Below are 22246 nucleotides of genomic sequence, written 5' to 3'. Positions count from 1 at the left end.
AATTTATCTGGAAGCCAATTCTTGGTTCATCCATGCAGACATTTTTACCTGCACACTGAGGTAATTGAGTGTCGCGTCACGGAAGTCGTTTTGTAAGATAACAGCGCTGGTTTGAATACTTGCTAGCTCGTTATACGCATCAAGCAAATCAATCAAAGTGCGGCGGTTGATCGTAAATTGCTTTTCATAGTTGCTGATCACCACTTTTTGCTCTGCGATATAGGCTTTGGCTATATTTCCTTGTTTTTCACTTTGCGCCATATTGATCGCCGCAGATTGGCTCATTTCTTTGATTTCACGGAATGTTTTTTTAATACGTTCATTGGCTGCGGACAGGGCGTACTCTTTCTGTGCTTGGCTGTAATAGCTCGCTTGGTCGAAAATATTCCAAGAAACACGTAAGAAAACTTCGCTATTATCTGGTGTCGCATTAACTTCTAAATTCAGTGCTGGCTTTCTCATGGCGCTGGCGACTTTAACTTCAGCATCAAGGCTTTGAGCATCGGCCACTTGGGCTTTATAGCTTGGGTTATTTTCTAGATTATCTTCTTGAAATTTGGCTAAAATCGCACCGCTAGTCGTGGCTCTGAATGGGTCAACAAATTGGTCAACAGTTAGCTGGCGCTGAGTCAAAATCGATAATTGGCTCAGGGCTAAATTCAGGTTTCTTTCTGTTTCAGCGCGGCTCATTTCCACTTTTAAGGTACGCGCTTTCACTTGCGTTAATTCGCTCATTCGACCAGAGTCATGCTGAACAATCGAGGTCAGTTGCTTTTCAATTTGGTGATGACGAACGAGGTTTTCATCAATCACATCAAGGGTTTCTTTGTGGCGTAAAACCTGCAAATAAAGCTGGCTGATGCGCACGCTGATATCTTCTTGAGAAAGAATATATTGGTTTTCATAGTAGCTTTGCTTGGACTGTTCGCGGTCTACACCCGCTTCAATTCCACCCCAAGCATAAATGTTCATGGTCGCTTTGGTACCAAGGTGAAACCCCGATTCCATCGCGTTACTTTCGTATTTGTGTTGCTGCGCAAGAGGCTGAGTTCCCATTAAACTGACGACCGGGTAATGCCCAGCTTCCGCTGCACTAACGTTGCTTTGTGCCGCTTGATAATTGGCATAAGCCTCTTGGACTTCTGGGGCATTATCGAGTGAATCTTTTAATAAGTTTTTTAATTCAATCACATCTGCTACAGCAGAAAGGGAAAGCATCTTCACGAGGAATAACGCTAAGATGCTATTAATTAGAGATTTCATAAAGTTGGCACAAAGTAAATAAAACTGGTGTTGGCGAAATAAAATATTGAGGGCTACCCGTGGTAACCCTCAATCATTAGCCTTAAATAATGGCGCTCTGAGTTTCTTGTAGTGCATCTAACGATGCATTCATGAAACCAGTAGAGTGACTTGATGTTGCATTGACATCGGTGTCTACTCCATGTAACTCCATTGCACTTTCTGGGGAGAAGAGTTTCAGGGCTGTTAAATCAGTATCATTCAAGCCTGTGTTACCTGACTCTTTTAACTTACTGATATCCACTGAAATTGATGACTGACCGTTGGTACCGTCGTTATCGGTTAACGTCAGCGTAAAGGTCTCTTTCTCCATTCCCGTTGGGCGTGTTGCCCCCGGACGATAGGTTAAGTGACCAAAGTTTTTCTCACCTAAAGAGATAGAGAGTAAACCGCCCGCATCGGTTTTAACGGCTAATTCACCCTGACCAAAATCAACCCACATGCTCTTATCAAGGTTATCCGACGTGATTCCCTTGGTTTTTGGATCGTATTTGTAAGTGTGGCCATCCACCTCAATGCTGATAGATTTCATGCCATCCGCGCCGAAGCTCAGGGTTTCCTTGCCATCATTCGCTTTTGAGAAGCTACTTTCGATAGTGTTTTCATTAGGGACATATTTGCTAAGGATGTTACCTAAAGAGCTCATATCTTTCAGAACGATAACGTCGTTAGCGTCGTTGTTTTGGCCTTTTTGACCATCAAAAGCGATAGGCTGAATAAACTCTTCACCTGTTTTACCACCCACGCTATTGAGCATATCTTGACCAATACCAATAGCCACAGAGCGAATACCTTTTTCTGTTAAGAAAGCCTTCCAGCTATCTTCACCAATATCAGTATTTGGGCTTCCTGGGACAAAACCATTTGGCGATGTGGGTGCGATACCATTTCCTGCTGCAGGATCTTGGCTATTGCTTTGGTTACCGAAGTTTGGAATACCATCAGTAATCACAAACAATGTGTTATCTAGTTTCCCATTAATATCTTTTGCATCAATCGGTTCCATGCCACTACTGGATGTTTTTTGGAAAATACTGATCACCTGCTGCAATGCTGCATCATAGTTAGTATCTACACCGATAACATTCCAGTCTGGGCGCAGCGTTTGAGCACCACGTAGGCCTTCAATAATTTGTTTCGCTTCAGAGATGGTACACCAGTATGGTTGATCCATTGGGTAGCCCGGAGCTCCACCAATTGCTGATGCTTGCTTAGCAAAACCATTAATGCTAACGCGCACTTTTCCTTCATCAGCACTGTTTAGGCGCTCTTCGTAACTACTTAACACGCTATCAATTGAATCTAACGCAGCGTCATATCGCGTTTTCATTCCTGATGCTGTGTTACCGCCTTGAATACCACTATCATCTCTACCCATGCTACTGGACAAATCTAACGAGATAATCAAGTTAGCATAAAAGGTATTTTCAACTGGTGGTTCTACTGATAACTCAACATTCGAGGCTTCAGGCTTATCATCATGAACCACGATTTCAGTTTTCACTTCATCGGTGCCATTTTTCACACCAAAATCAATATTCAGAGAGTCTTTGCCTGCTGGGTGATCGACAAGGCCTTTTAGATTAACTTCATAATTAACCTTTGTGCTGCCATCTGCGGTTGGGGTATCTGTCACTTTAACGGAAATCACTTCTTTTCCATTTGGTGTTTTACCCACAAAACCATTGTCAGTAGATTCCCATGAAATAGGTTCTCCACCTGAAGTCAGCTTGGTTGTCGGCTCAATGATCTTAATATCGCTTGGAGTTGTTGGTTTATCCGTTGGGTTGGATAACTCAATAACGCCATGCACAGTCACAGGCGATTTATCACCCGCAGTTCCATCCGTTCTTAAGCCTTTCTCGAAGACTTCCGTCGGTGTCGTTTGCGTTGGTGTAATATCAATAGTGACAGTCGCTGTATTTGAGATGCTGCCATCCTTATCTTTCACGGTATAAGTGATGGTATCTTGGCCTGTAGCACCTGGTTTTGGTGTATAAATCAGTTTGCCATCTGCATCAAACGTCGCGGTACCTTTGCTGCCATTCTTTTCAATATGCAGGGTTGATTTATCCAAATCTCCATCAGGATCTTTGTCATTAATCAACACATCAATAATTGTCGGAACACCTTGCTTAGTTTGACCGTGGTCATCACCAGCAACGGGGGGTTCATTGATTACAATGGTCACGGTCGCTTTATTGGAAACATTACCGTTAGCATCCTTCACTGTGTAAGTGATGGTGTCCGTACCCTTCGCATCCGCATTAGGTGTGTACACCAGCTTGCCGTTCACAATACTCACGGTGCCTTGTGATGGCTGCTCAACAACTGCTAACGTATTTGGATCGATATCATTATCTAAGTCAGTATCATTACCGAGTACATCAATCTCAACAGGTGTCGCTTTATTGGCTTTTGCTGAGTCATCTTTTGCCACTGGTGCCGCGTCGATATCGACTGTCACCGTCGCTTCATTGGAGACGTTACCGTTTTTATCGAACACTTGGTACGTGATGGTGTCGGTGCCCACTTCACCCGCATTTGGGGTATAAACCAACTTGCCGTCGACAATGGTCGCGGTGCCTTTGCTGCCATTGGTTTTGATCACCAACGTGCTTGGGTCGATGTCTTTGTCTAAATCGGTGTCGTTGGCTAACACGTCGATGGTCACGGGCACCGATTCTTTGGTAGCAGCTTTATCATCAACGGCCACTGGTGCCGCGTCGATATCGACTGTCACCGTCGCTTCGTTGGAGACGTTGCCGTTTTTATCGAACACTTGATACGTGATGGTGTCGGTACCCACTTCGCCGGCATTCGGGGTATATACCAGTTTGCCGTCAACAATGGTCGCGGTGCCTTTGCTGCCGTTGGTTTTGATCACCAGCGTGCTTGGGTCGATGTCTTTGTCTAAATCGGTGTCGTTGGCTAACACGTCGATGGTCACTGGCACCGATTCTTTGGTCGTTGCTTTATCATCAACTGCCACCGGTGCCGCGTCGATATCGACTGTCACGGTCGCTTCATTGGAGACATTACCGTTCTTATCGAACACTTGGTACGTGATGGTGTCGGTGCCCACTTCACCGGCATTCGGGGTATATACCAGTTTGCCGTCAACAATGGTGGCGGTGCCTTTGCTGCCATTGGTTTTGATCACCAACGTGCTTGGGTCGATGTCTTTGTCTAAATCGGTGTCGTTGGCTAACACGTCGATGGTCACGGGCACCGATTCTTTGGTCGTTGCTTTATCATCAACTGCCACCGGTGCCGCGTCGATATCGACTGTCACGGTCGCTTCATTGGAGACATTACCGTTCTTATCGAACACTTGGTACGTGATGGTATCCGTGCCCACTTCACCGGCATTCGGGGTATATACCAGTTTGCCGTCAACAATGGTGGCGGTGCCTTTGCTGCCATTGGTTTTGATCACCAACGTGCTTGGGTCGATATCTTTGTCTAAATCGGTGTCATTGACCAACACGTCGATGGTCACCGGCACCGATTCTTTGGTCGTTGCTTTATCATCAACGGCCACTGGCGGTGCATCGATATTGATAGTTACCGTCGCTTCGTTGGAGACGTTACCGTTCTTATCGAACACTTGGTAAGTGATGGTGTCGGTGCCCACTTCACCAGCATTCGGGGTATATACCAGTTTGCCGTCAACAATGGTGGCGGTGCCTTTGTTGCCATTGGTTTTGATCACCAGCGTGCTTGGATCAATGTCTTTGTCTAAATCGGTGTCGTTGGCTAACACGTCGATGGTCACGGGCACCGATTCTTTGGTCGTTGCTTTATCATCAACGGCCACTGGCGGTGCATCAATATTGATAGTTACCGTTGCTTCGTTGGAGACGTTGCCGTTCTTATCTTTCACAGTATAAGTGATGGTGTCGGTACCCGTTGCTCCTGGATTTGGGGTATAGATCAGCTTGCCATCTTCGCCAATCGTGACCGTGCCTTTGGTGCCCGGCTGGGTGATCACTACGCTATTTTTATCTAAATCACCGTCGAGGTCGGTATCGTTCGCCGTGATATCAATTTCAACTGGCGTATTGTGGCGCGTATCAGCTTTATCTTCGTTCGCCACTGGCGCCGCGTCGATAGTGACGGTCACGGTTGCTTCTTCCGACACGTTGCCGTTGCTGTCTTTGACGGTGTATTTGATGGTGTCCGTGCCGTGCTCACCCTTATTTGGGGTGTAGATCAGCTTGCCATCTTCGCCAATCGTGACCGAGCCTTTGGTGCCCGGCTGGGTGATCACTACGCTGTTTTTGTCCAGATCGCCGTCTTTGTCGGTGTCATTGGCGGTGATATCGATTTCCACCGGTTGGTTATGACGTGTGTCCGCAACGTCATTGCCCGCCACTGGCGGTGCGTCGATGGTGACGGTCACGGTTGCTTCTTCCGACACGTTGCCGTTCTTGTCTTTAATGGTGTAGGTGATGGTGTCGGTGCCGTGCTCACCCTTATTCGGGGTGTAAGTCAACTTGCCATCTTCACCGATGGTCACGGTGCCTTTGGTGCCCGGATTGGTGATCACTACGCTATTTTTGTCTAAATCACCATCAAGATCGGTGTCGTTCGCGGTGATATCGATTTCAACAGGCTTATTATGACGCGTGTCCGCAACATCATTGCCCGCCACTGGCGGTGCATCGATAGTGACGGTCACGGTCGCTTCTTCCGACACGTTGCCGTTCTTGTCTTTAATGGTGTAGGTGATGGTGTCGGTGCCGTGCTCACCCTTATTCGGAGTGTAGATCAGCTTGCCATCTTCGCCGATGGTCACGGTGCCTTTGGTGCCCGGCTGGGTGATCACCACGCTGTTTTTGTCCAGATCGCCATCGAGATCGGTGTCGTTCGCGGTGATATCGATTTCAACAGGCTTATTATGACGCGTGTCCGCAACATCATTGCCCGCCACTGGTGGTGCATCGATAGTGACGGTCACGGTCGCTTCTTCCGACACGTTGCCATTCTTATCTTTAATGGTGTAGGTGATGGTGTCGGTACCCGTAGCGCCCGGATTTGGGGTGTAGATCAGCTTGCCATCTTCACCGATAGTGACCGTGCCTTTGGTGCCCGGATTGGTGATCACTACGCTGTTTTTGTCCAGATCGCCATCGAGATCGGTGTCGTTCGCGGTGATATCAATTTCAACTGGCGTATTGTGGCGCGTATCGGCTTTATCTTCATTCGCTACTGGTGGTGCATCGATAGTGATAGTTACCGTCGCTTCTTCCGACACGTTGCCGTTGCTGTCTTTGACGGTGTATTTGATGGTGTCCGTGCCGTGCTCACCCTTATTTGGGGTGTAGATCAGCTTGCCATCTTCGCCGATGGTCACGGTGCCTTTGGTGCCCGGCTGGGTGATCACTACGCTGTTTTTGTCCAGATCGCCGTCTTTGTCGGTGTCATTGGCGGTGATATCGATTTCAACAGGCTTATTATGACGCGTGTCCGCAACATCATTGCCCGCCACTGGTGGTGCATCGATAGTGATGGTTACCGTCGCTTCGTTGGATACGTTGCCGTTGCTGTCTTTGACAGTGTATTTGATGGTGTCGGTGCCATGCTCACCCTTATTTGGGGTGTAGATCAGCTTGCCATCTTCGCCGATGGTCACGGTGCCTTTTGTACCTGGCTGAGTGATCACTACGCTGTTTTTGTCCAGATCGCCATCGAGATCGGTGTCGTTCGCGGTGATATCAATTTCAACTGGCGTATTGTGGCGCGTATCAGCTTTATCTTCGTTCGCCACTGGCGCCGCGTCGATAGTGACGGTCACGGTTGCTTCTTCCGACACGTTGCCGTTCTTGTCTTTGATTGTGTAGGTGATGGTGTCGGTGCCGTGCTCACCCTTATTCGGAGTGTAGATCAGCTTGCCATCTTCACCGATAGTGACCGTGCCTTTGGTGCCCGGATTGGTGATCACTACGCTGTTTTTGTCCAGATCGCCATCGAGATCGGTGTCGTTCGCGGTGATATCAATTTCAACTGGCGTATTGTGGCGCGTATCGGCTTTATCTTCATTCGCTACTGGTGATGCATCGATAGTGATAGTTACCGTCGCTTCTTCCGACACGTTGCCGTTGCTGTCTTTGACGGTGTATTTGATGGTGTCCGTGCCGTGCTCACCCTTATTTGGGGTATAGATCAGCTTGCCATCTTCGCCAATCGTGACCGTGCCTTTGGTGCCCGGCTGAGTGATCACTACGCTGTTTTTGTCCAGATCGCCATCGAGATCGGTGTCGTTCGCGGTGATATCAATTTCAACTGGCGTATTGTGGCGCGTGTCCGCTTCATCTTCGTTCGCGACTGGCGGTTCAGTGATATCAATGGTCACGGTCGCTTTATTAGATACGTTGCCATTTTTATCTTTAACCAGATACGTAATAGTGTCTTGGCCTGTTGCATCCGGATTTGCGGTGTACACCAGCTTACCATCGACAACTTTGACGGTGCCTTTGGTTGGTTCACCCACAACTTCTAATGTGGTTGGGTCAATATCACCGTCGAGATCGGTATCATTACCTAAAACATCTAATTCAACTGGCGTTGCCTTGTTGGCTTTTGCAGAGTCATCGTTCGCTACTGGTGGTGCATCGATGTTGATGGTGATCGTCGCATCTTCAGAGACGTTACCGTTTTTATCTGTCACGGTATAAGTGATGGTGTCAGTACCCACTTCGCCTTTATTCGGCTGGTACACTAATTTACCATTAACAAACTTCGCGAAACCTTTGCCACCATTGGTTTTAATCGCTAAAGAGCTATGGTCAACATCCCCGTCTTTATCGGAGTAGTTGTTTTCCATATCGATGGTGACTGGTTTAGATTCTTTGGTTGCCGCAGAATCGTCTTTCGCTTCTGGAGCCGCGTCAATTTTTACGGTGATGGTCGCAACATTCGACTCATGGCCAGCGCGGTCTTTTACCACGTAAGTGATGGTATCAACGCCATATTCACCTTTATTTGGTGTATAGATAATCTTTCCATCTTTACCGATTGTCACGGTTCCTTTAGAACCTTCTTTGACAATACGAATAGAGTTTGGATTTAAGTCGCCATCAACATCACTGTCATTCGCAGTAACATGGATAGTAACAGGGGTATTATGTTTTGCATGTGCCGAGTCATCTCCCGCAATAGGTGCATGGTCGACAACTTTAGAGTGACCGCCACCGCCGCCACCGCCACTGATTGCCACAGCAGGAATACCAATAAGAGGAACCAGTGCCGCTAACCACCATGGGTTAAATGCCCACAACGGTGGTAATGCATCGCCACCAATGGCTTGTCCAGCCGCTTGTCCATCAGCTAACTGGCTGATTGCATCTGCTTTTACTGCACTTTCTGGAACGTATGGGAAGTATTGGCCATTTTCATATTGACCAATAATGAGGTTTGCATCGCCTTCTTGATAACCAATGGCGCCATTCTCAGCAAAGTAATTTTCGATAATTAAATCAGGGCTTTCTACATCACCGCCTTCAAATGCGATGACAAGATTTTTATCAACACGCTTAACCGCAATGTTTTCTGGTGCGAATTGTGTACTTTCATCAATTAATAAATAATTTACATCTTTTTGTGCATTAATATGCAGTGGTTGTTTTAATTGTCCTGCACCGTTTTCCCCACCAGTAACAGAATATTGCTCAATCGTCTCTTTGCTATTATTAACTTTAATTGATATTTTTTTAATAGACATAGTTATCCATTGCCTCGTATCGGACAATTATTTATTGAATTAAATTTAGTTTAAAAACGTGTTAATTATTGGCAGCTTTGAGCTACATCCACACGCGGTAAAGTATGAACCTGGGTACTAACTTTCCCTTTAAATTCATTAACTTCTTTTTCTGTCATTGGTTTTAATGATACTGTTCCATTGGTTTCAGTAACCAAGAACGCATAGGATTTGCCTGGCTCTAGTGGCTTATTATCGATTTCGTTTAATTTAGTATTATAGCGCTCGCTAACGTCTGTCTTATATGCAGTAAAATTGTTATTTCCAGAGCATAATTTAATTTGTTTAGTCGCATTTGGCTCTAATGAAGTGAGGTACTGTTTATTCACAAATATATTAATTGTTTTTCCTTCAACTTGATTATCTATTCTATAGAAAGAAACCAATGCTTTATTAATTTCGACTTCTTTGCTTTCTTTAAGAATATTCTTATTCTTCCATGTCTCGTTATTATATCCGTGCAATCCTTCATTACGCACACAGCCCGTTAATGCTGCAATACATAATAGCATTACAACGCCAGTGATCTTTTTCATATTAATCCTTTCAACGCTATGGTGTTTAATTTATGCAAAGCAAAATCCCTCTACGTAATATTAGAGAGAATAAATATCGCAGTGATTTGAATAAATACTAAAGCTGGAAATTATTTAGTCTCCAGCTTAAAAATAAAATGCTTATAATTATTTTCGCTTCAATCTAACCCATAAAATGAGTACCTGAAGCATTTTGTTACATGATGAAAACTTCAGCATTATATCGTTCAAAGTTGATATGCGTCAATTTTACCCCCCTAGATTTTACCAATCCAAAGAAATGCTATCATTTTTAGTCGCTATTCTATCAATTGATTTGTATATTATTGTTTTAATTAAAAAATTTAACATGTTAAAAAATTATTTATTTTTCTAACCCATATAGTGAGTGAGCATAAAAACCATAAAATTAATAAAAATAAAATTTAAATTCTATATATATATAAATACAAGGAATTTATATCTAAGTTAAAACCACCCTAAAAGAGGGGGCTATAGGCGGTGTTAATACCCATTAACATTCTGGTAAAAATAGCTTAATACGAGTAAATAACTTATTATCACGAAATACTCCCGCTGCGTGTAAAATATAAGTTTATCGCATTATAATTAAATAGCCTTATCATTTAATCTCCTTCAAAATAGTCTGAACCCATAATTAGCAATATATATCATCTATTAATTTTCATAATTTCACTTAAATTCAATATTTGAATATAAACTAAGAATATTCCCTTATAATTCCTAATTCACATAGGAATTATTCTTAGTTCTTAAAATGAAATGTTAATTTAATATACATTGATGGTTCCTATTTCAATAATCGAAAATAACAATATCTCAGTAATAACGTCTATCGATAATAGGATTAATTATCGTTCCTATAAATAATTTGATGACTGTATATGCCCCCCGTGAGTACAGAAAACAGAATTGGCTGTAATAAGCCACCTAGCTTTCCCCTGTAAGGGTGAGAATGAGGGTGAGAGCAAATTGAGGCATGTACAAGGCCAGAGATGTCATGTAACGGGTGATTTTGCAGCAAAAAAAAGCCCCGAGTCGTAAGACTCAGGGCTTAATAAATTGGCGGAACGGACGGGACTCGAACCCGCGACCCCCTGCGTGACAGGCAGGTATTCTAACCAACTGAACTACCGCTCCGAAGTTCCCTACTGGGAACGCCAAGCATATTACGAATACTTGATATGACAGTCAACTCTTTTTCTTGAAAAATCGTACGGTTGAGCAGTTTTTAGCCTTATTAGATCACAAAACTGTCGCCCTTAATGAAGAGTTTCGTCATCTTGCTCAGTTTGCCGCCATAAACAGGGTTTCCCCCCTTTTTTATCCACGATATCTAAGCGGGCTTCATGCTCTGCAATTTCTTCATCAGAAGCATAAATAATTTTTAATCCACTTACTGGACGCTCAATACGTTGAATTTCATTGGCCTGTTCTGTATTGCTGGATTCAGATTCCATTGAAAATGCAAGAGAGGTCTGCCCCCCTGTCATCGCTAAGTAGACGTCAGAGAGGATCTCGGCATCGAGTAAAGCTCCGTGCAATGTTCGCTTGGAGTTATCGATAAGGTATCTATCACATAAGGCGTCTAAGTTATTACGTTTACCGGGGAAAATCTTGCGAGCTAATACTAAGCTGTCGGTAATAGTACAGAATTCTGAGGTTGGAGGAATGCCTCTGTTGAGCTTGCGAAACTCGTAGTCCATAAATCCGATATCGAAGGGTGCATTGTGAATGACGAGTTCTGCACCGCGAATAAATTCGATAAATTCATCGGCTATATCGGCAAATACCGGTTTGTCTTGCAAAAATTCATCACTGATTCCGTGGACTTCGAAAGCTTCTGGGTCAACGAGACGGTCTGGTTTGATGTAGACATGAAAATTGCGCCCTGTTAAGCGGCGATTAATCACCTCTACGGCACCAATTTCAATGATATTGTGCCCTTCATAATGAACACCAAGCTTGTTCATACCTGTGGTTTCAGTATCGAGGACAATTTGTCGGGTTATCGCCGTGCTCATAATGTTTTTTTGTGTCAAACTAGAAGTTGATGAATAAGGAAGAGTGTAACAGAAATGACAAAGCAGGTAGAAATTTTCACTGATGGGTCTTGTTTAGGTAACCCAGGACCCGGCGGATACGGTATCGTACTTCGTTATCAGCAACATGAGAAAACACTCAGTGATGGTTTTTTCCTCACCACCAATAATCGCATGGAATTACTCGCGGCAATCGTTGCTTTAGAGTCGCTGACCCGACCTTGCGATATTATTCTGACCACCGATAGCCAATATGTACGCCAAGGGATCACTCAGTGGATCCACAATTGGAAACGCCGTCAATGGAAAAAGGCGGATAAATCGCCAGTGGTCAATGTGGATCTTTGGAAGCGTCTCGACCAAGCAATTACACGCCATACTATCGATTGGCGCTGGGTGAAAGGTCATGCTGGTCATGCTGAGAATGAAAAATGTGATGAATTAGCTCGCGCCGCGGCCAATGCGCCAACAAAAGAAGATACAGGCTACCAACCAACTCAAGAATAGCCAGGTTCAGATTTAACGAAGTTGCTTCGATTTACTGATTTCTTTCGTTGCACCCAACGCTGTTGAAATTTTCACTTTAGGTTGCTTAAATTTCAAGGGCGTTGGCGTTAATGGATATGTACGTTTTCTTGCAACAATCACGCTGATCACACCAATTCCACCACAACGTTTATTTACCCGTTTTTCCGATGAGATCCAAGGTAACACTTGGCAATTTCGGTGATATAGCACCTCATAATTGAGTAACCCTAGCCAATCAAATACCCGGAGAGAAGGGAAAAAACGGCTACAGTAAGGCTGCTGCTTACGTAAAATCGGTACTAATTTTGCCATTCCAGCTAAGCTGAATGGGTTAAATCCCGATAAAATCAGCCAACCATCATCGATCAATACCCGATCCACTTCCCGTAAGATCCAATGTGGATCATGGCTATAAGCGAGCAAATGGGGCATTAAGCAGGCATCAATTGTTTTATCCGCAAAAGGCAAAGCTTCGGGATTTGCCGCAACATCAAATAAGTGAGGATCTTCACCTAACGTGAATTGATGAGGGATCATGCACTCTTTAGTGTGGATTTCTGTACTCAAATGACCTAATTTAAGCAGGTGAAAACCAAACATTTTTTGCCACCAAGGTGCTAACTGGGCTTCCAAGGCTTGGCGATAGTGTTCACCAAAAGGAATATCAGACCAACTGGCGGGCATTTGAATCTTTTCTTCAATACGCGCAGGTTTCATAACATTCCCCTTAAAAATCGGATCGAGGTTGATTATGGAGTTAATTCGAGTACCAGCGTTAAATGATAATTACATTTGGCTACTAGCAAACAACCAGCAGTGTATCATTGTTGACCCTGCTGAGTCAGAGGCGGTTCTCTCAATATTAACGGCTAACCAATTGACCCCTGTTGCAATTTTACTCACCCATCATCATAACGACCATACTCAGGGTGTAAAAGGTATTATTGCTCAATATCCAAAACTCCCCGTATTTGGCCCCCAAGAAACCTTAGTTAAAGGGGCGACAGAGCTGGTATGTGATGGCGATTCCGTCATTATTGATGACTTCAATTTTCAAGTCATTGGTCTCCCGGGTCACACACTTGGGCATATTGGTTTTTACCAAGCTCCTTACCTATTTTGTGGTGATACATTATTTTCAGCCGGTTGTGGGCGGATTTTCGAGGGTACCCCCGATCAAATGTATCAATCGATTCAAAAAATCGCAGCACTTCCTGATGATACTCTCATCTGCTGTGCACATGAATATACGCAGTCTAATTTACAATTTGCTCATCATATTTGGCCTGAAAATGAGACAATTACGAATTATTCCGAAAAAGTAAGAACTTTGCGCAATAATCAGCAAGCAACAGTACCTAGTACATTGAAAATAGAGAAAAATATCAACATTTTTTTACAGTGCGATAACCCTGAATTACAACAAAAACTGAACATTAATATGACAAATCCATCATTACGAGCAGTTTTTACATTATTACGCCAATTAAAAGATGAATATTGATGTATAATTATTGTCAATAACAGCTAAAGCCAGTATTATCTGGTCAACTTTTAAACATTAAAAACAAAGAAAAACAGAGCTAATGAAGATAATCGCGACCCTCATCGCCATTGTTTTGCTTGCGGGCTGTCAAGGCACTTCTAAAGTCACCGTTAAGCAACCAAAATCTTCAGCCAACCACTCAATTGACACTGTTGCATCCCATAACCAAGCAGCAAGTAGACAGGTTTCCAAAGTCGATCATGACCTTTGGGGTTATATTAGTGGTGAGCTGAAGATGGATATCCCCGAAAACGCAACAATTCGGGAAATGGCCAATAGTTACTCCAATAAACAAAATTTTATCTATGATGTGGCAGTAAGAGCTGAGCCTTACATGTACTTAATTGTAGATGAAATCAATGATCGTAACTTACCAATGGAATTAGCCTTAATTCCTGTCATTGAAAGTTCATATAATCCTAAAGCCACTTCCCCAGCACAAGCGGCAGGTCTTTGGCAAATCGTTCCCATCACTGCACGTTCATATGGGCTAAAACAGACACAATGGGTTGATGAACGCCGTGATGTTGTGACATCCACAAAAGCGGCTTTAGATCTCCTTGAAAATCTGAATATTATGTTCGGTCACGATTGGGAGCTCACACTTGCTGCTTATAACTGCGGTGAAGGTTGCGTTCAAAACGCGATTAAAAAGAATGAAGCTGCTGGCTTACCAACAGATTTTTGGTCTCTTCAATTACCAAAAGAAACCAAACAATATGTTCCAAAGATCCTTGCGCTTAGCCAAGTGCTGAGACAACCAGAACGCTATCAAGTCAGATTACCCAAAAGTAATAAGAATAGAGGGTTAACGCAAGTTGATGTGGGACAACAAATCACATTGACTCAAGCAGCTGAATTAACAGGTTTAACGGAAGAATCTATTAAAACCTATAATTCGGGTTATACCCGAGGCGTTACGTCGCCAAATGGTCCACATTATATTATGTTGCCAACAGCAAAAGCTGAGCAGCTAAAAGTTTCACTGACGGATCAAGACGTATTAAATGATATTCGCAACGCAGTAGCACAAAATCGTTATGCGCAAGCCGCGGCGAGTAACATCCGGACAGCAAAAGCGAACTCAAAGCAAGCTAAAACCTTTAGTTATAAAGTTCGCAAAGGTGAATCTATCGCAAGCATTGCTAAAAAATTCAATACAACAGCTAAGAATATCCAACAGCTAAATGGGTTAAAAACAGCTAAAGCAAACATCGTTCCAGGACAAACATTAAAAATTTCAGGTACGACACCGACCAGCAATAATCGTAAAGGTGGAACTTACAAAGTCAGAAAAGGCGATACTTATTACAGTATTGCTAAGCGTCATGGAATTAAACTTAACGACCTGATGAATTGGAACTCAGGTGTTAAAATGGCAGATTTAAAGCCAGGTGTTACATTGAATTTATATCTTTAAATTAAATATTTCAAAAATCCCCATAAAGGTTAAACCTTAGGGGATTTTATATTAAATAAATTTCAATGATTAGAAATAAACTATTTAATTAGCCTTAATCTCGATATCAATCTCGATCACAATTTGAGTTGTAACATATCATCAAATACACTTAATTGCCGAAATCGCACAATATCATTTACATTCTTGATTAGGGTGTGATAGAAAAAATAATTATCCCGATTTTTCCTAGTTTCCCCTTACGATTCCCTGCTTAAAAAAGTCATTATTGGGTGGTGACTTATGAAATAAAAGTGCTATTATTATTGATGTGGCGAAAGCAATCTGAGCAATCAGTTTATATTTGAATATTACTTTTATATTAGTGACAACCTAAAACTCTCTCAATTAGTGATAATCTTATATTTATCAATATACTAACCATGTTTGTTTATATTGAAAACAGATGCTTATATTTAGTTGATGTGACATTATTTTTGATACAAAAATACGCAAAGTAAAAGTCAGATTCGCCCATGGAGGTGATTATGGATGAATACTCACCCAAGAAACATGATATAGCCGAATTAAAATATCTGTGTAACAGTTTGAATAGAGACGCAATATCAAGTTTACAAAAAACAAACACCCATTGGGTAAATGATCTTAGTTCGGCACAAAGCATCAGCCTCAATGAGCTCGTTGAGCATATTGCAGCTTTTGTCTGGCGATTCAAAATCAAGTATCCGAAAGAAAATCTCGTTATTTCTCTTGTTGAAGAGTATCTTGACGAGACATATAATTTATTTGGCAGCCCAGTAATTACTTTCAGCGAAATCATTGACTGGGAAAGTATGAATCAAAATCTTGTCGCAGTGCTCGATGATGATCTAAAATGCCTGACAAGTAAGACATAGAATCACCATTTACCTTTAATTTCACTATCCTATAGTACATTTTAGGTTATCGACACATAAAGAAAGGGCGTTATGACCAAATCCGATTATCTGATGCGTTTAAGAAAATGCACCACTATTGAAACACTTGAGCGCGTTATTGAAAAAAATAAGTATGAGTTATCTGATGATGAATTAGAGTTATTTTACTCCGCAGCTGATCATCGTCTTGCCGAACTCACTATGAATAAACTTTACGATAAAATCCCAGCATCTGTTTGGAAGTTTGTTAGATAAATACTTATTTACACGCATAGATAGTGAATGGTTATAGCCGGTAATACTTTATCGGCTCAATGAAAATTCCTTACTTATCTTAGTTAGTATTCACTGAATACTGGCAGCCTCTTTATATCCTTTTATTTTCACCTTTCCCTAATCCCAATTAATTTAACATTTCATGCGATAATAGCTATTTCAATATCAATTGAACCATTGTAAATACCAATTAAGAATAGCAATCAATTTCTTATTATTAAAATATAGTAAACTAAGCGCGATAATAACAAGAAAGCATAGCTAAAAGGCAATGATTATTGCTACTGAACATTTGATTGATGAAACAGGGATATGAAGATTAAGAGAGGGCTTAATATTGGGTGGGAGCCCTGCCAGCGACATCCCGGCACACACGACCCCTGCTATGGCTGCTTCCTTCCGGACCTGACCTAGTTAACAAGTTAGCGTTGCGGGAGAACCAACAGAGCCCCCATTGATTGCTTCTTTCAAAGCACGGGCATTATGCTTGATAGATAGCTAAATAGCAAGAAAGTGGCGATCAAGTGCTGTTTTATTACACAAAAATCTGAAGGGTTATTTAATACAGATTGGTATGAACAATAAATATTGGTAGGAATTAATACTTACTAATAAGAACCAGCCGCTAGTTAGCAGGAACCAGAAGTAAATCAATATTTTCAACCATGCCATTATTGATCACTTCAGTCGACGATTCTGTAATATAGATTAATTTTCCATCAGCGTGTAACGTCGCACTAACCGTGATTTTAGCTTGGTTTCTTATTTCATTTTTGTGGTATGTCAGCTGATACGGAAGCGTCACTTGATTGTTCAAGTTAGTATAGTGCTTTTGAGATAATATCAGCGCTGGCAACTCAACAAATGAGTTATCTACCATGGTGACTGTAATATCCACGTTTTCAGATAACCCTTTATTTTTAGCAATAAGGATATTTCCGCTAATCGTACCGATGTCTACTTGCTGATTTTCGCGATTACTTTTCCCTTTTACCCTTTTTTCAGGGGGATTGGCGTTGTTTCCTTCACACCCTACTAAGAAAATAAGTATCAACGAACTAATCATGTAGCGATAGAATGTCATTATAATTACCTATAATATTTTGATTTAATTAGACATTTTAATATGATTATTCTTGATATATTAGAGTTTATCTAAACTTAGAAAATTATATCTAATACAAATTAAATAATGAAATTATATTTCAAATTGTAACCAAAAACGATTGTCAATTAATCCGTACACAAACTGCCTACCTATTTCTGTGGATTAATGGGAAAATAGCGACATCTGATATTTTTTAACCATCTTCAAGGTAACTATGAGCACAGAATTACAAAACTTAATTAGCCTAATAAAACTCGAAAAAATTGAAGAAGGTATTTTTCGGGGGCAAAGTGAAGATCTTGGTTTGCCACAAGTTTTTGGTGGACAGGTTGTTGGACAAGCGATGTATGCAGCGAAACAAACCACGCCCGAAGATCGCATCATAACCTCATTTCATAGCTATTTTCTGCGTCCAGGAGATAGCCAAAAACCGATTGTCTACGATGTAGAAATTTTGCGTGATGGTGGCAGTTTTAGTACACGCCGTATTAGTGCCATTCAAAATGGTAAACCGATCTTCTTTATGACGGCCTCATTTCAAGAACAAGAAGATGGATTTAACCATCAAAATCTAATGCCTGATGTCCCTGCGCCAGAGCAATTGATTTCACAGGATGAAATCATTCAACGCTTCGCAGATCAGCTTCCCGATGCTGTCAAAAAATATGCACTGCGCCCTAATCCTTTCGAGTTTCGCCCGATTCAGTTCTATAGCCCGTTTGATAGCGCCCCCCAAGAACCATTTCGCTATATTTGGTTTAAGGCGAAAGGAGAACTCCCCAATACACCAGAGTTGCATGATTACTTGTTAGGCTACGCATCGGATTACAATTTCCTTCCTGCAGCATTACAGCCTCATGGACGTGGGTTTATGGAACGCGATTTACAAGTGGCAACGATTGACCATTCAATGTGGTTCCATCGCCCTTATCGCCTCGATGAATGGTTACTTTATGCCATTGAAAGCACTTCTGCTTCTGGCGGGCGTGGTTTTGTTAAAGGGCAAATTTATAATCAGCAAGGGGATTTAGTGGCAACAACAGTACAAGAAGGGGTCATTCGTAAAAGAAAACCTCGATAATGTCCCGATTTATATCAGCCCGAAAAAAGTAAGTCGTTACTAACTTTAAGACAAGAAAAGCCTCAACTATATAGGAATTCCTAATTGTGAGGCTTTTCCTTGCTTAGTAACTTAATCAACTCGTCAATTCAACATAAAGTATGTCAGTAAGCACTAACTAAACTAATAATGCTTCTGCAGCCGCTTCATCACGAGAGTTCAGTGACTCGCCCACTTGTTGTAATTGATACATCTGGTAATAGCGACCTTCCTGCTGAAGAAGTTCAGTATGATTTCCCTGCTCAACGATCATTCCTCGATGAAGAACAACAACTTGATCAGCATCCACAATCGTTGATAAGCGGTGAGCTATCACCACCAGCGTAGTATTTCGACGAATAACACGTAGCGCCTTTTGAATAGCCTGTTCAGTGCCAGAATCTATATTCGCGGTCGCTTCATCCAATATCAGAATTTTCGGTGTTGCGACGAGTACTCGCGCCATCGCCAATAACTGTCGTTGCCCAACAGATAAAGTGTTTCCTTGCTCACCTAACAATGAATCCAATCCATCTGGCAATTCACGGACATGCTGAGCTAATTGTACAGTTTCAAGGACTTCCCACACCTTTTCTTGGGAAATATCACGTCCTAGAGCAACGTTATCAAAAAATGAAGCCGCGAGTACTACCGGATCCTGCTGCACCATAGCAATGCCATTTCGTAATACTTGATGGGACAGTGAATTTAAATCCCGTCCATCCAGTAAAATTTCCCCTTCCTGCCATGGGTAATACCCCATGATTAAGTTTGCAATGGTACTTTTTCCACTTCCCGTGTGCCCAACAAGTGCCACGAAATGGTGTTCTGGGACGGATAAATTAATATCATCAAGGACTTTTTTATCATCTCGATAAGCAAAAGAGAGGTGTTTGATCTCAATTGCTCCGCCCTGTAATGGCGCAATATTTTCGCCATAGCCTTGCTGTGGGCTATCCATCAATTCAAAAACACGTTCACCGGATACAACCGCTTGTTGCAACATGGACTGCTGAGATGTTAGCTCAATTAATGGTTCGTTTAAACGACCTAAATAGTTAATGAAAACATACAGAACCCCGACACCGACAGTGCTGGTGCCGTCAAATCCAAATAGCAACAATAGCCCACATAGTACACAGGCAGAGAACAAACTCAGTAGTGGTCTGAGTAGTAATCCATCTAATTTCAATGCTTTCATTCTGGAATGATAGTGATCTTCACTTGCTTCCAGCATTTTTTTGCCAAATTTGGCTTGCTGTAAAAATTGCTGGATAACTGTCATACCATTAATGACTTCATTGAAACCATTATTAATATCTGCAAGATACGCCCTAACACGGCGCACAATTGGCGTGCTAAGTCGCTGATAAACCAACATTACGATCAGAACCGCAGGAAAAATGAGTACCGCAATGGATGCCATTCGCCACTCTAAAGAAAACATGGCGACTAACATGGCACAAATTAATGCCAAACTGCGAAATACTGTTGGTACAACCATGACAAACAAATCTTTAATCACTTCGGTGTCGTTGGTGACACGAGAAATAATCTGCCCCACGGGTTGTTTATCAAAGGCACTTAATGGCTGGCGCAGAGCCGCATTCATCACATCAGTTCGTAGATTTTGCACCACTCCAACAGAGGCTTGATTAAACAGAATTTTTTGATGGTAGTGAAGAAGTGCTGCAATGATTTGCAGCGCAATAAATCCAATCACCATGTACAGCGTTAGCGGCATAATGATCTGTTTTTTAGCCACCATATTGTCAATAAAGTAACTAATCAGTAAGGGCCCACTCACTTCTGCGGCGGCAGCCAACCAAAGCATAGCAATCGCTATCCCCATAGTACCGCGGTAAGGTTTACCGTAAGATAATAAACGTTTTAATGCTGGCCAAAGCGGCTTTCTCTGGTTCATAGATCACCGTCCAAAGCAGCTTCAATTTGCTGATAATGATACATATCGCTGTACCAACCAGATTGCTGAGAAAGTACTTTATGAGTGCCTTTGGCAACTATACTCCCATGACATAAAACAATAATATTATCGGCATCCACCAAGGCTGATAGACGATGGGCGCTAATAATCAACGTTCTCCCCTGTCTCCAACGACTCAAATTCTGCAAAATAGTGTGCTCTGTTTGCCCATCAACGGCGGACAGCGCATCATCCAAAATAAGGATTTCCGCATTTTGTAAAATCGCCCGTGCAATGGAAATTCGCTGTTTTTGCCCCCCCGAGAGCATAACACCACGCTCTCCCACTTGGGTTTGATACCCTTCGGGGAGGCGTAGAATATCTTCATGCACACAAGCAACCCTAGCCGCGTCTTCTATCTGCTCCATTGTTGCATTTGGCTGCCCAAGAGCGATATTGTTTGCGACCGAATCAGAAAATAGGAATGGAGATTGATTCACTATTGATAACCTTGCCCGCCACTCATCGAGTCGAATATCTGTCAGTGATTTATTTTGATAAATAATTTCACCTTCACTCACATCAAAATGGCGTTGTAACACCGTAATTAATGTCGACTTCCCTGATCCCGTTGGTCCACATAACCCAAGGAAGCGCCCAGGTTTTACATCAAACTGGATATCATGCAAAGCATGGCACTGGGTTTCGGGATACGAAAATGTTCTGATATTGACGTTTAACTCGCCTTTTTCCGCAAGCAAACTTTGGTTACCATCTTTAATCACTAATGGCTCGTCAAGTAAGCTTAAAATCCGGCTATATGCTGCACTTCCTCGTTCAACAATGTTAAACATCCATGCAAGGGCAAGCATCGGCCAGATCATCAACCCTAAATACATGACAAAGCTGGTGAGCTCTCCGAGGGTTAATGTGTCATTCAACACCATCCAGCTTCCGCCCGCGATAGCTAACAAATTTGCCATTCCTATCGCCATAAAAATGGTCGGATCAAAACGAGCATCAATCTTCGCTACATGCATATTCCTGCGCCCAGCTTCAGTGGCAACTTGCTCAAACTGATTGGATTGATGCGTTTCAAGGCCAAATGCTTTGATCATTCTAATACTGGTTAAGCTCTCTTGTGCGTGGTTATTTAATGATGAAAAAGCACCTTGAGCATGTTTAAAACGATGATGAAGCTGGTCGCCATAACGCTTAATGACCAGTGCCATAATAGGCATAGGAATCAAGGCAAGGAGTGTTAGCTGCCAACTTATTTCGATGCTCATCATAATAAGGACGGCACATCCCATCACCAGAGAGTCAACGAGAGTTAAAACGCCTTCACCTGCGGCAAATACCACACGATCCACATCATTCGTGGTACGCGCGATAAGATCTCCTGTGCGATATTTCAAATAAAATGGCTGATTTTGTAAGCTAAGCTGCTGATAAATTTGTTGTCTTAGTCGGACAGCCAATTTGTAAGAAGCACCAAATAGCCATAAACGCCAAACATAGCGCAACCCATAAACTGTTAAAGCAATTCCGAGCATGGATAATACATACGTCACAAGTTGTTGATTAGTCATCGACCCTTTGCTAATACCATCCACTATCACACCAACAAAGCGTGGTGGGATCATTTGTAAAATAGCAATGACCACAAGAAAACAAATAGCGCCAACATAGCGACGCCATTCGCTTATAAAATACCAACGTAATTGTGAAAATAATCGCACGTATTACTGCCTTGAATGAT

14 protein-coding genes, 1 tRNA gene and 1 other RNA gene are annotated in these 22246 nt (G+C 42.4%); 6 read left to right on the top strand and 10 right to left on the bottom strand.

Translation table 11 applies throughout. From position 1 onward, the window contains the following. Nucleotides 1-3: 3 nt before the first annotated feature. The 5 genes from HFU86_RS04230 to dnaQ all read right to left on the bottom strand — a co-directional run bounded on the left by HFU86_RS04230 (nucleotide 4) and on the right by dnaQ (nucleotide 11648). Nucleotides 4-1263, bottom strand: a complete 1260-nt coding sequence (locus HFU86_RS04230) for a TolC family protein (protein WP_187128781.1) — start codon at nucleotides 1261-1263, stop codon at nucleotides 4-6. Nucleotides 1264-1345: 82 nt separating this feature from the next. Next, nucleotides 1346-9028 (bottom strand): Ig-like domain-containing protein, encoded by a 7683-nt coding sequence (locus tag HFU86_RS04225; protein ID WP_187128780.1) that lies wholly within the window; start codon nucleotides 9026-9028, stop codon nucleotides 1346-1348. A gap of 65 nt (nucleotides 9029-9093) precedes the next feature. Next, entirely contained in the window at nucleotides 9094-9603 is a 510-nt protein-coding gene (locus HFU86_RS04220; RefSeq protein ID WP_187128779.1) for a cell envelope biogenesis protein OmpA, read from the bottom strand. 1084 nt (nucleotides 9604-10687) lie between these two features. Continuing rightward, nucleotides 10688-10764, bottom strand: a tRNA-Asp gene (locus HFU86_RS04215). 122 nt (nucleotides 10765-10886) lie between these two features. Further along, nucleotides 10887-11648 carry a DNA polymerase III subunit epsilon gene (gene dnaQ / locus HFU86_RS04210; RefSeq protein WP_132496201.1) on the bottom strand — a complete coding sequence of 254 codons (762 nt, stop codon included), beginning with the start codon at nucleotides 11646-11648 and terminating at the stop codon, nucleotides 10887-10889. A gap of 54 nt (nucleotides 11649-11702) precedes the next feature. On the opposite strand from dnaQ, the gene rnhA reads away from it, so the two are divergent. After that, nucleotides 11703-12173, top strand: a complete 471-nt coding sequence (gene rnhA, locus HFU86_RS04205; protein WP_036953952.1) for a ribonuclease HI — start codon at nucleotides 11703-11705, stop codon at nucleotides 12171-12173. A gap of 12 nt (nucleotides 12174-12185) precedes the next feature. On the opposite strand, the gene HFU86_RS04200 is transcribed toward rnhA, so the two are convergent. Beyond that, on the bottom strand, nucleotides 12186-12911 hold the full coding sequence (locus tag HFU86_RS04200; protein ID WP_108479261.1) for a class I SAM-dependent methyltransferase: 726 nt from the start codon (nucleotides 12909-12911) through the stop codon (nucleotides 12186-12188). A gap of 34 nt (nucleotides 12912-12945) precedes the next feature. Here HFU86_RS04200 and gloB point away from each other — a divergent pair, with 34 nt between their 5' ends. From gloB to HFU86_RS04180, 4 genes are all read left to right on the top strand, one after another. Then, nucleotides 12946-13698: a hydroxyacylglutathione hydrolase gene (gloB, locus tag HFU86_RS04195; protein WP_187128778.1), complete on the top strand. Its 753-nt coding sequence runs from the start codon at nucleotides 12946-12948 to the stop codon at nucleotides 13696-13698. Nucleotides 13699-13780: 82 nt separating this feature from the next. Further along, nucleotides 13781-15160, top strand: a complete 1380-nt coding sequence (gene mltD / locus HFU86_RS04190) for a murein transglycosylase D (protein WP_187128777.1) — start codon at nucleotides 13781-13783, stop codon at nucleotides 15158-15160. 527 nt (nucleotides 15161-15687) lie between these two features. Continuing rightward, nucleotides 15688-16056: an Hha toxicity modulator TomB gene (tomB, locus tag HFU86_RS04185; RefSeq protein ID WP_036953942.1), complete on the top strand. Its 369-nt coding sequence runs from the start codon at nucleotides 15688-15690 to the stop codon at nucleotides 16054-16056. Nucleotides 16057-16128: 72 nt separating this feature from the next. Further along, nucleotides 16129-16332 carry an HHA domain-containing protein gene (locus HFU86_RS04180; protein ID WP_004905417.1) on the top strand — a complete coding sequence of 68 codons (204 nt, stop codon included), beginning with the start codon at nucleotides 16129-16131 and terminating at the stop codon, nucleotides 16330-16332. 369 nt (nucleotides 16333-16701) lie between these two features. Here the strand turns inward: HFU86_RS04180 and ffs are convergent. Continuing rightward, nucleotides 16702-16798, bottom strand: an RNA gene (ffs, locus tag HFU86_RS04175) — signal recognition particle sRNA small type. Between the two features lie 180 nt (nucleotides 16799-16978). Further along, entirely contained in the window at nucleotides 16979-17437 is a 459-nt protein-coding gene (locus HFU86_RS04170) for a YbaY family lipoprotein (protein WP_036953939.1), read from the bottom strand. A 238-nt stretch (nucleotides 17438-17675) separates the two neighbouring features. Between HFU86_RS04170 and tesB the strand changes: the two genes are divergently transcribed. Next, on the top strand, nucleotides 17676-18542 hold the full coding sequence (gene tesB / locus HFU86_RS04165; protein WP_187128776.1) for an acyl-CoA thioesterase II: 867 nt from the start codon (nucleotides 17676-17678) through the stop codon (nucleotides 18540-18542). Between the two features lie 157 nt (nucleotides 18543-18699). Here the strand turns inward: tesB and HFU86_RS04160 are convergent, their stop codons facing one another. Both HFU86_RS04160 and HFU86_RS04155 read right to left on the bottom strand, forming a co-directional pair. After that, the gene (locus HFU86_RS04160; RefSeq protein ID WP_187128775.1) at nucleotides 18700-20484 is read right to left on the bottom strand and encodes a SmdB family multidrug efflux ABC transporter permease/ATP-binding protein; all 1785 of its coding nucleotides are present in this window, start codon (nucleotides 20482-20484) and stop codon (nucleotides 18700-18702) included. Then, nucleotides 20481-22226, bottom strand: coding sequence for a SmdA family multidrug ABC transporter permease/ATP-binding protein (locus tag HFU86_RS04155; RefSeq protein WP_187128774.1), 1746 nt, complete (start codon nucleotides 22224-22226; stop codon nucleotides 20481-20483). Before HFU86_RS04155 ends, HFU86_RS04160 begins: the two co-directional genes overlap by 4 nt. Nucleotides 22227-22246 lie beyond the last annotated feature (20 nt).

Source organism: Providencia sp. JUb39 (assembly GCF_012272845.1).
GTDB lineage: Bacteria > Pseudomonadota > Gammaproteobacteria > Enterobacterales > Enterobacteriaceae > Providencia > Providencia lanzhouensis.
The sequence above is the reverse complement of the archived record's forward strand: the minus strand, read 5'-3'. Positions and strand labels throughout refer to the sequence as shown.

Excerpts from the sequence above, each read along its gene's own strand:
- HFU86_RS04230 (WP_187128781.1), bottom strand. The coding sequence starts at position 1,263 with ATGAAATCTCTAATTAATAGCATCTTAGCGTTATTCCTCGTGAAGATG.
- HFU86_RS04225 (WP_187128780.1), bottom strand. The coding sequence starts at position 9,028 with ATGTCTATTAAAAAAATATCAATTAAAGTTAATAATAGCAAAGAGACG.
- HFU86_RS04220 (WP_187128779.1), bottom strand. The coding sequence starts at position 9,603 with ATGAAAAAGATCACTGGCGTTGTAATGCTATTATGTATTGCAGCATTA.
- dnaQ (WP_132496201.1), bottom strand. The coding sequence starts at position 11,648 with ATGAGCACGGCGATAACCCGACAAATTGTCCTCGATACTGAAACCACA.
- rnhA (WP_036953952.1), top strand. The coding sequence starts at position 11,703 with ATGACAAAGCAGGTAGAAATTTTCACTGATGGGTCTTGTTTAGGTAAC.
- HFU86_RS04200 (WP_108479261.1), bottom strand. The coding sequence starts at position 12,911 with ATGAAACCTGCGCGTATTGAAGAAAAGATTCAAATGCCCGCCAGTTGG.
- gloB (WP_187128778.1), top strand. The coding sequence starts at position 12,946 with ATGGAGTTAATTCGAGTACCAGCGTTAAATGATAATTACATTTGGCTA.
- mltD (WP_187128777.1), top strand. The coding sequence starts at position 13,781 with ATGAAGATAATCGCGACCCTCATCGCCATTGTTTTGCTTGCGGGCTGT.
- tomB (WP_036953942.1), top strand. The coding sequence starts at position 15,688 with ATGGATGAATACTCACCCAAGAAACATGATATAGCCGAATTAAAATAT.
- HFU86_RS04180 (WP_004905417.1), top strand. The coding sequence starts at position 16,129 with ATGACCAAATCCGATTATCTGATGCGTTTAAGAAAATGCACCACTATT.
- HFU86_RS04170 (WP_036953939.1), bottom strand. The coding sequence starts at position 17,437 with ATGACATTCTATCGCTACATGATTAGTTCGTTGATACTTATTTTCTTA.
- tesB (WP_187128776.1), top strand. The coding sequence starts at position 17,676 with ATGAGCACAGAATTACAAAACTTAATTAGCCTAATAAAACTCGAAAAA.
- HFU86_RS04160 (WP_187128775.1), bottom strand. The coding sequence starts at position 20,484 with ATGAACCAGAGAAAGCCGCTTTGGCCAGCATTAAAACGTTTATTATCT.